This window comes from Micromonospora sp. DT178 (assembly GCF_049841695.1).
Lineage (GTDB): Bacteria > Actinomycetota > Actinomycetes > Mycobacteriales > Micromonosporaceae > Micromonospora.
Window position 1 is genome coordinate 483,511 of the sequence record NZ_JBNCKV010000001.1, and the last position, 12,968, is coordinate 496,478.

Sequence of the window (12,968 nt, forward strand, 5' to 3'; positions counted from 1 at the left end):
CGGCCGGAGCGTCACCGGATCTCGGTCGTCGTCTCGTCTTCCGGGCGGTTGCCGGCGCGCGGCGGCGCCGACCAGGGCGAACCCCCGCCGGTGCGGCGCGGCAGCGGCTCCGTCGGCGTCTCGTCCGGGTAGCCGAGGCTCGGCGGGGCGGTGTCCCGGTCGGCCGGCTCGGCCGGCGGCCAGTCGGTCAGCGTGAAGTCGTTGCGCTCCGGCCCCTCGGCGGGCGCCGGGGTCGGCTCGACCACCGGTCGGGGCCACCGCCGCCAGCGCTGCCCGCTGAAGGTGGCCACGACCAGCAGCATGCCGATGAGGAAGAGCGTGCCGTTCTCCACCGGCAGGTGCAGCGGCAGGGGGTCGCCGAAGACCTTCCAGCCGTCCGGGATGCGGTCCCGCACGTCGAAGGGCGCGACGAACATCCCCACGTACGGGGCGGCGAGCAGCAGCCCGGCCACGAGCGGGCCGAGCGGTGAGGTACGCAGCGTGCCGAGTAGGCCGAGCAGCACCCCGCCGACGGCGAGGTAGACGGCGGGCTCGATGAGATTGGCCGAGTTCGACGTGCCGATCTCGACCCAACGGTCGACGGTGCCCGCCGACCCGTCCTGCCCGAGGGTGACCAGCACCCACGTGACGGGCACCACCACCAACCCCGCGAGGAAGCTCCAGAGATGTCGCATCCGCGCACCGTACCGTTTCCGACATGACCGAGCACCCCTCCACCGCGCCGGCCGGCAAGCCGACCTCCTACTCCCGGGTCACCCTGAGCCGGATCATGACCGCGGTCGACGTCAACCTCTACGGCACCGTGCACGGCGGGGTGCTGATGAAGTTCATCGACGACGTGGCGGGGGCAGCCGCGGCGCGGCACAGCGGCGGCACGGCGGTCACCGCGGCCATCGACGAGATCGTCTTCACCGAGGCGGTCCGGGTCGGGGACCTGCTGCACGCGCACGCCCAGGTGAACTGGACGGGGCAGACCTCGATGGAGGTCGGGGTCCGGGTGGTGGCCGAGCGGTGGGACTCGGCCGAGGACGAGCCGGTGCGGGTGGCCACGGCGTACCTGGTCTTCGTGGGCGTCGACCTCGGCGGCGCGCCGCGGGCGGTCCGGCCGGTGCTGCCGGAGAGCCCGGAGGACGAGCGCCGGTTCCGGGAGGCGGAGATCCGCCGCGCGCACCGGCTGGCCCGGCGACGCGCCATCCAGGCCCACCGCGCCGGCTGACACGCCAGCGGCCGGCGGACACGTCCGGTCCCGCGCCGGCGGATCCCGCTCCAGCGGCACGTCGGGCCGCCGCACCGGTCTCGGCCGTCAGGGCGGGGGCGCTTCCCCGCCCGGCCCACACAGGGGCATGGTGGGGCATGTGGGTTCCGCACGTGCGCCGACGGAGGTCGGGTGCGGAGAATGGCGCTCTGAGGTAGGGCAAGATGGCGCCACGGCCCATTTCACAGTGTCGTGCGGGGCCAGGGGAGGGTGGAGCAGTGGGTGACGTGCTGTGGACGCCGCCGGCGGACGTACGCGAGCGGTCCCGGATCGGAAGCTACCTGCGCTGGCTGCGTGAGCACCGGGGGCTGAACTTCGCCGACTACGACGAGCTGTGGCGCTGGTCGGTCACGGACCTGGACGCGTTCTGGCGGTCGGTCTGGGACCACTTCGAGGTGGTCGCGCACACCCCGCCGACCGCCACGCTGAGCGGCCGGGGGATGCCCGGGACCAGGTGGTTCCCCGGGGCCACCCTCAACTACGCCGAGAACGTGCTGCGGATGCCGGGCCGGGCCGACGACGACGCGGTGGTCATCGCGCACGGCCAGACCCGGGCGCCGGTCACCCTCACCGCCGCCGAGCTGCGCGAGCAGGTCCGCCGGGTGGCCGCCGGGCTGCGCCGGCTCGGCGTCACCGCCGGCGACCGGGTCGCCGCCTACGCGCCCAACATCCCCGAGACGTACGTGCTGCTGCTCGCCACCAGCAGCCTGGGCGCGATCTTCTCCTCCTGCGCGCCGGAGTTCGGCACCCGCAGCGTCACCGACCGGTGGCAGCAGATCGAGCCGAAGGTCCTCGTCGCCGTGGACGGCTACCGCTACGGCGAGAAGCCGGTCGACCGGCGCGGCGAGGTGGCCGCGATCCGGGCCGCCCTGCCGTCGGTGGAGCACACCGTCAGCATCGCCTACCTCGACCCGGCCGGACCGCCGCCCGAGGGCGCGCTGGCCTGGTCGGAGCTGGCCGCCGACACCGACGAGCCGCTGACCTTCACGCCGGTCGCCTTCGACCACCCGCTCTACGTGCTCTACTCCTCCGGCACCACGGGGCTGCCGAAGCCGATCGTGCACGGCCACGGCGGCATCCTGCTGGAGCACCTGAAGATGCTCGCCCTGCACCACGACCTGGGTCCGGCGGACCGGTTCTTCTGGTTCACCACCACCGGCTGGATGATGTGGAACTTCCTGGTCTCCGGGCCGGCGGTGGGCGCGGCGATCGTGCTCTTCGACGGCAACCCGGGCCACCCCGACCTGGGCGCCCTGTGGCGGCTGGCCGGGGAGACCGGCACCACGTACTTCGGCACGTCCGCGCCGTTCCTGCTGGCCTGCCGCAAGGCCGGGCTGGTGCCGAAGGAGACCGCCGACCTCTCCGCGCTGCGCGGGGTCGGCTCGACCGGCGCGCCGCTGCCCGCCGAGGGCTTCACCTGGGTGTACGAGACGGTCGGCGACGACCTCCAGCTCCAGTCGCTCTCCGGCGGCACGGACGTCTGCACCGGATTCGTCGGCGGCGTGCCGCTGCTGGCGGTGCACGCCGGTGAGATCACCTGCCGGGCGCTCGGCGCCAAGGTGGAGGCCCGTTCGGCCGACGGCACCCCGGTCGTCGGCGAGCTGGGCGAGCTGGTGATCACCGAGCCGATGCCGAGCATGCCGGTCGGTTTCTGGAACGACGCGGACGGCACCCGCTACCGGGAGGCGTACTTCGACCTCTACCCGGGCGTCTGGCGGCACGGCGACTGGATCACCATCAACGAGCGGGGCGGCTGCGTGATCACGGGCCGTTCCGACGCCACCCTCAACCGGGGCGGCGTGCGGCTCGGCACCGCCGAGTTCTACTCGGTCGTCGAGGGGCTCGACGAGGTCGTCGACTCGGTGGTCGTGCACCTGGAGGACGACGAGGGCGGCGCCGGTGAGCTGCTGCTGTTCGTGGTGCTCGCCGAAGGGCTGGAGCTGGACGACGCGATGCGGAAGAAGATCTGCCGCGAGCTGCGTACCGCCCTGTCGCCCCGGCACGTCCCGGACGAGATCCACCAGGTGCGGGCCGTCCCGCGCACCCTGTCGGCGAAGAAGCTGGAGGTGCCGGTGAAGAAGATCCTCACGGGCACCCCGGTGGACTCGGCGGCGGCCCGGGGCGCCCTGGCCAACCCGGAGTCCCTCACGGCCTTCGCCACCCTCGCCCAGAACCGCACCCCCCGCCCGTAACCCACCCGCGCCCCAACCCCGCCCTCGCCCGCCCTGCGAGGGCGGGGGCGGGGGCGGGGTGGGTGGTCAGGGGAGGGGGTGGGTCACTCGTTCCGTGGTGGCGCGGGCGGGGAGGGTGGACGGGTCGGCGTTGGCGCAGAGGACCGTGGTGGCGTTGGCGGCCAGCGGGGCGAGCAGCCAGTCGACCGGGTCCGGGTACGTCCCCGTGTCGATCAGGACCCGGTCGCCGCGACCGATGCCCCACTCCGCCGCGCGGGCGGTCGCGCGGACCAGCAGCTCCGCCTCGACCGGGCCACCCTTCGCGTACGGGCTGAAGTGGTCGCCGTGCGCGCGTACCTCCGACACGTAGTCGGCGAAGCCGGGCGGCACCTGGCGCATCGGCAGGGCGAACGGGTCGAGGGCGAGGACGTAGCGCTCGCCCGCCGACCAGGCGTCCGCCTCGGCCACCCGCGTGGCGGCGGTGAAGAGCACGTCCACGTCGCCCGGCGTGTCGGCGACGGTCAGCCCGGCCGACCAGCAGCCGAGCAGCACCGCGGCGGTCTGCCAGTGCGGGGGCAGCAACACCGCGGCGACGTCGCCGGGGCCCACGGACACCTCGTCGACGAGCAGGTTGGCCGTCTTGGCCACCCAGTTCGCCAGCGTGGCGCCGGACAGCTCGGTCCGTTCGCCCGTGGCGTCGTCGTACCAGGTCAGCAGCGGTCGGGTCGGGTCGGTCGCGATCGCGTCGGCGAAGACCCGGGCAATGTTGTCGGCCATCGGCGCGAACGATACGCCCCCGGTCGCCGTACTCGATGACAACGACAAGTCGGCGTACGGTCGGGTCGCAGTCAGCGTCGGCGCCAGGCTCCGGCGTAGGCTTGCCGGAGTGTTGTTCCCCACAGGCCCGTCAGTTCAAGGAGTCGCCCCGTGACCGCCGGTCGCCCGCCCCGCGTGCTCATCGACGCCACGAGTGTCCCCGTCGACCGTGGTGGTGTCGGTCGATACGTCGACGGCCTGCTCGGCGCCCTCGGCAAGGTGTGCGGGTCGGGGGTGGAGCTGGCCGTCGTCTGCCTCCGCACCGACCTGGAGCGCTACAGCCGGATGCTGCCCGGTGCGGAGATCATCCCGGCCCCGGCGGCCGTCGCGCACCGCCCCGCCCGGCTCGCCTGGGAGCAGACCGGCCTGCCGCTGCTCGCCCAGCAGGTGGGCGCGCAGGTGCTGCACTCGCCCTTCTACACCTGCCCGCTGCGCGCCGGCTGCCCCGTCACGGTGACCGTGCACGACGCGACGTTCTTCACCGAGCCGGAGCACTACGACAAGTCGCGGCGCACCTTCTTCCGCAGCGCGATCAAGACGTCGCTGCGCCGCGCCAACCGGGTGATCGTGCCGAGCAAGGCCACCCGCGACGAGCTGATCCGGCTGCTCGACGCCGACCCCACCCGGATCGACGTGGCCTACCACGGCGTCGACCACGCGGCCTTCCACGCGCCCAGCGACGAGGAGAAGGCCCGGGTCCGGGCCCGGCTGGGGCTCGGCGGCACCAACTACGTGGCCTTCCTCGGGGCCAAGGAGCCGCGCAAGAACGTGCCGAACCTGATCCGCGGCTGGGCCCGCGCGGTGGCCGACCGGGTGGATCCGCCGGCCCTGGTGATCGCCGGCGGCCAGGGGCACGACGACGACATCGACCGCGCGGTGGCGGAGGTCCCGTCGCACCTGCGGCTGCTCCGTCCCGGCTACCTCCGCTACGCGGACCTGCCCGGCTTCCTGGGCGGGGCCCTGGTGGCCGCCTACCCGTCCTACGGGGAGGGTTTCGGCCTGCCGATCCTGGAGGCGATGGCGTGCGCCGCCCCGGTGCTCACCACGCCCCGGCTGTCGCTGCCGGAGGTGGGCGGCGACGCGGTCGCGTACACCAGCGAGGCGCCCGACCAGATCGCCACGGACCTGGCGGCGCTGCTGGACGACGAGCAGCGGCGGTTGTCCCTGGCCAAGGCCGGTTTCGACCGGGCCAAGGAGTTCACCTGGGAGTCCAGCGCCGAGGTGCACATCGCCGCCTGGAGCCGGGCCCGGTCCTGACCGCCGCGGCCGGCGGCGCGAGAATGCGTCCCCGGTCAGGCGAATCGGGCATGATGTGCGGGTGATCTACGCCGTCATTCCGGCGGGTGGCAGTGGCACGAGGTTGTGGCCGCTGTCCCGCGCCGGCCACCCCAAGTTCCTCCACCCGCTGACCGGCTCCGCCGCCTCGCTGCTCCAGGCGACGGTGGACCGGCTGGGCCCGCTGACCACCGCCGAACGCACCCTGGTGGTCACCGGGACCGCGCACGTGGCGGCGGTCGCGCGCCAGCTCGCCGGGCTGCCGGAGGAGAACATCCTGGTCGAGCCGTCGCCCCGGGACTCGTGCGCGGCGATCGCCCTGGCCGCCGCGGTCATCGCGCGGCGCGACCCGGAGGCGGTGATGGGCTCCTTCGCCGCCGACCACCTGATCGGTGACCCGGAGCGCTGGCGGGAGGTCGTCCGGGAGGCGGTACGCGGAGCCGAGCAGGGCCTGCTGATGACGGTCGGCATCACCCCGACCCGGGCCGAGACCGGCTACGGCTACCTCCAGACCGGTGACCCGGTCGACGGGGGCCCGCTGCGGCCGGTGGCGGAGTTCAAGGAGAAGCCGAGCGCCGAGGTGGCCGAGGCGTACCTGCGTTCCGGGCGGCACCTCTGGAACGCCAGCATGTTCGTCTGGCGGGTCGACGTGTTCCTCGCCGAGCTGGCCCGCCAGCAGCCCGCCCTGCACGCCGGCATCGCCGCGATCGCCGAGGCGTGGGGCACCGAGGAGCAGGACGACGTGCTCGGCACGGTCTGGCCGACGCTGCCGAAGATCTCCGTCGACTACGCGGTGATGGAGGGCGCGGCGACCGCCGGCCGGGTGGCGACCGTGCCGGGCGACTTCGGCTGGAACGACGTCGGCGACTTCCACACCCTGGGCGAGGTGCTGCCCGCCGACGCGGACGGCAACGTGGTGCTCGGCGCCGACGCCAAGCCGGGGGTGCTGCTGCGCGACAGCTCCGGACTGGTGGTGGTGCCCTACTCCGGGCGGCTGGTGGCCGCCGTCGGCGTGCACGACCTGGTCATCGTCGACACCCCGGACGCGCTGCTGGTCTGCCCCCGGGACCGGGCGCAGGACGTCAAGAAGGTCGTCGACGAGCTCAAGGAACGGGGCGAAGAGGGGCTCGTCTGAGCGTCGCCAGGGCCGGGGCGACCAGGTGCGCCGTCCCGCCGGCCAGCGGCTCCGGCAGCCGGTCCGGCGGGAACCAGCCCAGCGCCTCGGACTCCTCGCTGACCCGCTCCACCGCGCCGGGCGGGGCGAGCACGGCGAAGCGTACGTCGTGGTGCAGCGAGCCGCCCTGACAGCTCACCGGGTGGATGTCGACGTCGATCGGGACGGGGTCGATCCGCAGGCCGGCGATGCCGGACTCCTCGCCGGCCTCGCGCAGGGCGGCAGCGGCGAGGGTCCGGTCGGCCGGCTCGCAGTGCCCGCCGAGCTGCACCCACCGCCGGAACTTGCCGTGCAGGCAGAGCAGCACCCGTGACCCGGTGGCGTCGAGCACCAGCGCGCTCGCCGTGACGTGCCCGGGTCGGTGCGCCCGGCTCATCGCCACCGGCCCGGCGGCCAGCAGCGCCACCGTGCGGTCGCGGGCCTCGGCGGCGACCGGTCCGGTCGGCTCCCACCGGCTCAGCGTCGCGACGGCGTCGGCGTGCAGGGCCGCGTACACCTCGACGTCCGACGGCGTCCGGGAGGCGGCGGTGGGGGAGTCGGCCATGTCGACACTGTACGAGCCGACGCTTCGTACCCTGGCCCGGTGACCCTGCGACTGTTGGAGTTCGTCGTGGCCGGCAACGAGGCCAGCGACCTGCTGCCGGTGCGCTCCGTGCCGCTGCTGCGGGCGCACGGTGCCCGGCGCGGCTTCTGGACGGTGCTGGACGAGGGGCCGGTGGAGCACTGCCTGGCCCTGCTGCTGGAGCTGGACGACGGCCGCTGGGTCGCCCACCACGTGGCCGCCGACGCCGGGGCGGAGAACGGCCGCACGGAGGACGGCGAGGCGCTCGCCCACCACGACGGCTGGGTGTACGTCTTCGGCTCCCACTTCGGTTCGAAGGCGGGGCCGCTGCGCCCGCGACGCGCCTTCGTGGCCCGGTTCCGCGAGGACGACGCGGCGGCGGGCCCTCTGCCGGTGCAGGTGGTCCGCAACCGGTTCCGGCTGCACCGGGCGGTCAACGACGCCCTGCTGAAGGCGGCGTTCACCCCGCTGCCGCCGGGCGAGCGGGTGCGGGCCCGGTTCATCGGGGAGACCGTCGCCCGGGGCGCCGCCCGGTCGAAGGGCTGGGTCAGCCGGCTCGTCGCCGACGACCTGCCGCTCAACGTCGAGGCGGCGGCCTTCACGCCGGCCGGCGGTGTCCTGCTCGGACTGCGGTTCCCGGTCACCGCCGACGGTGAGCCGATCCTGGTCGAGCTGACCGGTGTGCCGGGCATGTTCGACCCCGCGCCGAGCTGGCCGCAGGCGTCGGGGGCGTACGTCCTGACCGGGGTGACGCCGCCCGGCACGCTGGCCGGCTTCCGGGCGATCACGCCCACGGACGACGGCGGCTACGCGGCGGTCATCGGGTCGATCGACGCGCTGGGCAAGGGCTCGGTGCTGCTCGACGACCACCCGACCGGCGGCGACGTCACCTCCCGGCACGTCCGGTTTCCCCCGCCCGGCGACGGGCACCTGGTCCCCGGCGAGCTGGTGGCCGACCTGGCGCCGTTCCATCACGTGGAGGGAGTGGCCGAGTGGGGCGGGCAGAGCTTCTACGTCACCGACGAGGACCATCGGGTGGCGCTCTGGGTCGACTGACCTGCGGTGGACCGGCGGCCGGACGACACCTCCGCGGAACATGGCCGCAGACCCTCGTGGTGCCGCCCGGTCGCCGGTCTCTCCCCGTCCCCCGGGTGCCCGGTTCCGGGCGCGTCGGGTGACGTGCCCGCCCCCGTGTGCGGGCAGTGAGAGCATGCCGAACGGTCCCCGGGGGCGTCGAGGTTTTTCAGCCCACGCTTAAAGACGGAGATAAGTGCCGGCCAGGTACAGTGCGAACGGTTGCCAGGCATCCCCTCTGCCGGGCGACGCGGGAGCCGTCCATGCTGAAGATCTACTTTTCCGCCGAGGACATCCTCCGGACCCGGGTGGCTCCGGCGGCGGATCCGGTGTGGGAGCTGGTTCTCAGCCTGCACCTGCTGCCCGGCCGTCGCCGGGAACCGCTACTGGCGGGCTGGCGACACAGTGTGACCCGCGGGCTGCGTGAGGACAGCGGCTCGGCGGGGCTGCGGCTCCTGCTGTCACTCAACCCGCCCCGCGGCTACTTCCCCGACTTCCTCACCCCGTACGACAGCGTGTCGGGGTTCGACGCGGGCATGGAGGCGGTCCGCAGCACCCCCGTGGCGGTGCTGCAACGCGACCTGGCGCTGCTCGCCGCCGGTGGCGCCCCGTCGGCCGGCGCCGGGGCGCTGGCCCGGGGGGAGCCGGACACGCTGCGCGGCCTGACGGGCGCGATGGAGCGGTACCGCGGCCTGGCCATCGACCCGTACTGGCCGCGGATCCAGGCGGCGGTGGAGGCCGACCGCACCCGGCGGGCCCGGGCGCTGCTCGACGGCGGGGTGGAGGGGCTGCTGGCCAGCCTCCGGCCCGCCATGCGCTGGGAGTCGGGGGTGCTGGAGATCCGCGACTACCCGCACAGCCGGGAGCTGCACCTGGGCGGGCGCGGGCTGCTGCTGGTGCCGTCGTACTTCTGCGCGGCCACGCCGGTCGCCCTGCTCGATCCGGCGCTGCCCCCGGTCCTGGTCTACCCGGTGGACCGGCTCGGCGGCCTGCTGCCGGCCCCCGGCGAGGGCGGCGGCCCCGGAGCGTCGGATCCCGGGCGCGAGGCCCTGGCCGCGCTGCTCGGCCGCACCCGGGCGGCCGTGCTGGCGGCCAGCGACGACGGCTGCACCACCGGCGAGGTGGCCCGCCGGCTGAACATCTCGGCCGCCGCCGCGAGCCAGCACACCACCGTGCTGCGCAACGCCGGCCTCCTGGTCAGCCAGCGCGACCGCAACACCGTCCTGCACACCCTGACCCCGTTGGGGCGGGCGATGCTCAACTCCTGAGCGCGCCCGCGCCCGCCCGGGTGGCGGCACAGCCGGGTCGTACGCCGGCTGGTGGTGGGACCGCGCGGCGCGACAGCCCGGATGGCGGCGCCGGCCCCCCGCCGGGTGACGGCGCCGGCCGGCGTCAGAGGGCCAGCGCGGCGCTGGCGGTGGTGCCCGGGGGCGGAGGGAGCAGCAGGGAGGCGACGCCCTCGGCCGCCAGGGCGGTGCGGAGGCGTTGCAGGTCGGCGCCGAAGCGGACCAGGTCGGCCGGGCCGGCCGGGGTGGCCGGGGAGCCGAGCACCAGCGTCGTCGCCTCCGCCGGCCAGCCGGGCACCCGGGAGGTCAGCCCGGCGCGGGCCTCCTCGTCGGCGACCAGGCTGAAGACCGTGCCGGGCGCGACCAGGCCCGCGACGGTGCCGATCGCCCGGCGTACGGCCGCCGGGTCGGGCGGGGTCGGGTTGGGGCCGTCCGGCAGGGTTGCGGCGGCGGCCAGCCCGGCGGCCTTCGCCTCGGCGGTGCCCAGCGAGAAGAGGTCCATCGACGCGTCCCGGATCAGCGCCGACGCGCCGTCGCCGTCGTCCGGCCGGAGCGTGGTGAGGTAGCCGCGCACCACCGCCACCGGCATCTGGTCGCACTTGCCCTTGATCAGCTCGCCCGCGCCGGCCAGCTCGTCCACCACCGCCATCTGGGTGAGCTGGAGCTCGTTGCCGTACGGGTCGACCTCGCCCCGGTGGTCGCGGATCGCGTCCATCCCGGCGACGCCGAGTGCGACGTCGGTCAGCCCGTTGCGCCAGGGCCGGCCCATCGTGTCGCTGACGATCACCGCGACGTCCACGCCGTGGCGCTCGCGCAGGGCGGCGCGCAGCGCCCGGGCCGAGGCGTCCGGGTCCTCGGGGAGCAGCACCAGCCGGGTCTTGTCGACGTTCGAGGCGTCGATGCCGGCCGACGCCATCACGAAGCCGTGGTGGGTCTGCACGATCCGGGTCGCGCCCCGGGTGGCCACCACCCGCGCCGTCTCGGCGGCCAGCACCTCGTCCCGCGCGGCGAGCCGCTCGGGCCCGTCCGCCGGGACGTCGACGAGGCGCCCCTCCGCCTTCGAGACGATCTTGCTGGTGACCACCAGCACGTCGCCGTCGCGCAGCCAGGGCGCGGCGGTGGCGATCAGGGCCGCCAGGTCGTCGCCCTCGGACACGTGGCCGATGCCCGGCACCGGCAGGATCTCAAGCCTCACGTCAGCTCCAGCGCGGCGCGGACCATGGCCGCCGTCGCCGCCTCGTCGGTCATCCGCAGCGGTGCCGCGCGGACCGTCACCTCCGGCACCACCGTGCCGGCGTCCTCCTCGGCGACCAGCCAGCCGTCGAGCAGCCCGCCGGCCGACCGGCCGCCGTAGAGCCGGCCCACGCCGGCTGCGCTGCACTCCACCCCCAGCACCGCCAGGCAGCGGTCGGCCATGCCGCGCACCGGTGCGCCGCCGATGATCGGCGACACGCCGACCACCGGTGCGGGGCCGTCGGCGACCGCCTCGCGCAGCCCGGGCACGGCCAGGATCGGGGCGACGCTCACCACCGGGTTGCTCGGCGCGATCAGCACCACGTCGGCTCCGGCGATCGCCTCCACCACGCCGGGCGCCGGCCTGGCGGCCTCCGCGCCGACGAAGACGAACCGGTGGGTGGGGACGTCGCCGCGGTGGCGCACCCACCACTCCTGGAAGTGGATCGCGCGCTGGCCGCCGTCGAGCTCCACCACCACGTGCGTCTCCAGCCGGTCGTCGGTCGCCGGCAGCACGCGTACGCCGGGCTGCCAGCGGGCGGCGAGCGCCTCGGTGACCGCGTGCAGCGGGTAGCCGGCGTTGACCATCGTGGTCCGCACGAGGTGGGTGGCGATGTCCTTGTCGCCGAGCCCGAACCAGGTCGGCTCGGCGCCGTACGCGGCCAGTTCCTGCTTGACCGTCCAGCTCTCGCCGACGCGCCCCCAGCCTCGCTCGGGGTCGGCTCCGCCCCCCAGCGTGTACATCACGCTGTCCAGGTCGGGGCAGACCTTGAGCCCGTGCAGGAGCAGATCGTCACCGACGTTGACCACGGCGGTCACCTCGGCGCCGACCTCGCGGGCGTACGCCCGTACGCCGACCAGGAAACGAGCGCCCCCGATGCCACCCGTCAGAACCACGATGCGCATGTCGCCCATCCTCGCGTACGGGCCGCCTCCGGTCCGCCCGTGGGCCGGGAGACTAGGCTCACGTCGGCAACTGTCCGCATTCGCCCCGAGGGGGATCCCGTGACCAGCCCCGCCGAGCCCGCGTCCACCGACGCGACGCAGGCCAGCCAACTGACCAAGCCGCTGCGTGAACTCGCCGCGTTCGTGCTCCTCGGCGCGAACGCCGTGTTCCTCTTCGTCGGCCTGATCCGGCTGGTGACGCCGACCGACTACAGCACGTTCGGCGGTCGGGCGGGCAGCGCCTTCTTCGCCTTCGTCGGCGTGGAGTCGGTGTTCCTGCCGCTGCTGGCCGTGCTGCTCGCCACGCACGTGAAGCCCCCGGTGCCGAAGGCGAAGCTGATCACCCAGGTCGCCCTGGGTGAGTACGCCGTCAGCGCGCTCTTCGGCGGGTTGACCTTCCTCTTCTGGACGGTCAACCGGCTGGCCGAGGGCGAGATCCTCGACGCCTTCCTGGGCCTGCTGAGCCGCGTGGCGTGGCTGGCGCTGTTCGCCGTCGCCGCGTACGTCGTGTTCAAGGTCTGGCGCACCCTCTACCACGTGCCGAAGCCGAAGCCGCAGCCCGGCGTGTACGGCCAGCCGCAGCCCGGCTGGCCCCAGCAGCAGGGCGGCTACCCCGTCCCCGGCCAGCAGGTTCCGGGCCAGCAGGTCCCGGGCCAGCAGGCCCCCGGTCAGCAGGGCGGCTGGCAGGCGCCGGGCCCCTACGGCGCCCCGTACGGTCAGCAGCCCGCGCCGTACGCCGGCGGCCCGCAGCCGGGCTCGCCGTTCGCCCCGGCCCCGCACTCCGCGCCCCCGGCCGCTCCCGCCCCGCAGTCCGCGCCGCCGTTCGGCCAGCCGCAGGGCGCGCCGCCGTTCGGTCAGCCGCCCTCGGCCGACCCCACCCAGGCGATCCCGCGCCAGTCCGCCGAGCTGGCGGAGCCCACCCAGGCGATTCCGCGTCCCGCCGCCGACGAGACCGACCGCACCCAGCACATCAACCCCGGCGACAGCCCCGACGCCCCGCGCTGATCGCGACGCCGTCCCACCCGAGCGCCCCGCACGGCACCCGTGCGGGGCGCTCCCCGTCCCACCCCACCTCCTCGTCGCGGGTGATCAAGAGGTTCTGGGGCGCAGAAGGCGCTCCGCAGGACGAAAACCTCTTGATCACCGCGACGACCGGCGGGGTGCGCTTGTTCACGCC

12 protein-coding genes are annotated in these 12,968 nt (G+C 74.9%); 7 read left to right on the forward strand and 5 right to left on the reverse strand.

The features are described from left to right. Positions 1-11: 11 nt before the first annotated feature. A complete protein-coding gene (locus ACLQ22_RS02290) occupies positions 12-674 on the reverse strand; it encodes a hypothetical protein (RefSeq protein WP_425690821.1) in 663 nt (220 codons plus the stop codon). Positions 675-697: 23 nt separating this feature from the next. On the opposite strand from ACLQ22_RS02290, the gene ACLQ22_RS02295 reads away from it, so the two are divergent. Together ACLQ22_RS02295 and ACLQ22_RS02300 are read left to right on the forward strand one after the other, a co-directional pair. Then, entirely contained in the window at positions 698-1,216 is a 519-nt protein-coding gene (locus tag ACLQ22_RS02295) for an acyl-CoA thioesterase (protein ID WP_121396503.1), read from the forward strand. Between the two features lie 257 nt (positions 1,217-1,473). After that, entirely contained in the window at positions 1,474-3,447 is a 1,974-nt protein-coding gene (locus ACLQ22_RS02300; protein WP_425690822.1) for an acetoacetate--CoA ligase, read from the forward strand. A gap of 66 nt (positions 3,448-3,513) precedes the next feature. On the opposite strand, the gene ACLQ22_RS02305 is transcribed toward ACLQ22_RS02300, so the two are convergent. Then, the gene (locus tag ACLQ22_RS02305) at positions 3,514-4,203 is read right to left on the reverse strand and encodes a TIGR03089 family protein (RefSeq protein ID WP_425690823.1); all 690 of its coding nucleotides are present in this window, start codon (positions 4,201-4,203) and stop codon (positions 3,514-3,516) included. Positions 4,204-4,353: 150 nt separating this feature from the next. On the opposite strand from ACLQ22_RS02305, the gene ACLQ22_RS02310 reads away from it, so the two are divergent. Beyond that, the gene (locus ACLQ22_RS02310; RefSeq protein WP_425690824.1) at positions 4,354-5,499 is read left to right on the forward strand and encodes a glycosyltransferase family 4 protein; all 1,146 of its coding nucleotides are present in this window, start codon (positions 4,354-4,356) and stop codon (positions 5,497-5,499) included. Between the two features lie 61 nt (positions 5,500-5,560). Further along, positions 5,561-6,652 (forward strand): mannose-1-phosphate guanylyltransferase, encoded by a 1,092-nt coding sequence (locus ACLQ22_RS02315; protein ID WP_425690825.1) that lies wholly within the window; start codon positions 5,561-5,563, stop codon positions 6,650-6,652. Here the strand turns inward: ACLQ22_RS02315 and ACLQ22_RS02320 are convergent. Then, the gene (locus ACLQ22_RS02320; protein ID WP_425690826.1) at positions 6,621-7,235 is read right to left on the reverse strand and encodes an NUDIX hydrolase; all 615 of its coding nucleotides are present in this window, start codon (positions 7,233-7,235) and stop codon (positions 6,621-6,623) included. The genes ACLQ22_RS02315 and ACLQ22_RS02320 overlap by 32 nt on opposite strands. 39 nt (positions 7,236-7,274) lie before the next feature. Between ACLQ22_RS02320 and ACLQ22_RS02325 the strand changes: the two genes are divergently transcribed. Together ACLQ22_RS02325 and ACLQ22_RS02330 are read left to right on the forward strand one after the other, a co-directional pair. Next, on the forward strand, positions 7,275-8,309 hold the full coding sequence (locus ACLQ22_RS02325) for a hypothetical protein (RefSeq protein ID WP_425690827.1): 1,035 nt from the start codon (positions 7,275-7,277) through the stop codon (positions 8,307-8,309). Positions 8,310-8,590: 281 nt separating this feature from the next. Continuing rightward, positions 8,591-9,595, forward strand: coding sequence for an ArsR/SmtB family transcription factor (locus tag ACLQ22_RS02330; RefSeq protein WP_425690828.1), 1,005 nt, complete (start codon positions 8,591-8,593; stop codon positions 9,593-9,595). Between the two features lie 124 nt (positions 9,596-9,719). Here ACLQ22_RS02330 and ACLQ22_RS02335 read toward each other — a convergent pair whose 3' ends face one another. Further along, complete coding sequence (locus ACLQ22_RS02335) at positions 9,720-10,808, reverse strand: coenzyme F420-0:L-glutamate ligase (RefSeq protein ID WP_425690829.1); 1,089 nt, start codon at positions 10,806-10,808, stop codon at positions 9,720-9,722. Then, the gene (gene cofD, locus ACLQ22_RS02340; RefSeq protein WP_425690830.1) at positions 10,805-11,752 is read right to left on the reverse strand and encodes a 2-phospho-L-lactate transferase; all 948 of its coding nucleotides are present in this window, start codon (positions 11,750-11,752) and stop codon (positions 10,805-10,807) included. The genes ACLQ22_RS02335 and cofD overlap by 4 nt, the downstream gene beginning before the upstream one ends. Positions 11,753-11,851: 99 nt before the next feature. Between cofD and ACLQ22_RS02345 the strand changes: the two genes are divergently transcribed. Further along, the gene (locus ACLQ22_RS02345) at positions 11,852-12,796 is read left to right on the forward strand and encodes a hypothetical protein (RefSeq protein ID WP_425690831.1); all 945 of its coding nucleotides are present in this window, start codon (positions 11,852-11,854) and stop codon (positions 12,794-12,796) included. The last annotated feature ends 172 nt before the right edge of the window (positions 12,797-12,968 follow it).

Coding starts and splice junctions, on each gene's coding strand:
- ACLQ22_RS02295 (WP_121396503.1), top strand. CDS start 698: ATGACCGAGCACCCCTCCACCGCGCCGGCCGGCAAGCCGACCTCCTAC.
- cofD (WP_425690830.1), bottom strand. CDS start 11,752: ATGCGCATCGTGGTTCTGACGGGTGGCATCGGGGGCGCTCGTTTCCTG.
- ACLQ22_RS02290 (WP_425690821.1), bottom strand. CDS start 674: ATGCGACATCTCTGGAGCTTCCTCGCGGGGTTGGTGGTGGTGCCCGTC.
- ACLQ22_RS02330 (WP_425690828.1), top strand. CDS start 8,591: ATGCTGAAGATCTACTTTTCCGCCGAGGACATCCTCCGGACCCGGGTG.
- ACLQ22_RS02320 (WP_425690826.1), bottom strand. CDS start 7,235: ATGGCCGACTCCCCCACCGCCGCCTCCCGGACGCCGTCGGACGTCGAG.
- ACLQ22_RS02305 (WP_425690823.1), bottom strand. CDS start 4,203: ATGGCCGACAACATTGCCCGGGTCTTCGCCGACGCGATCGCGACCGAC.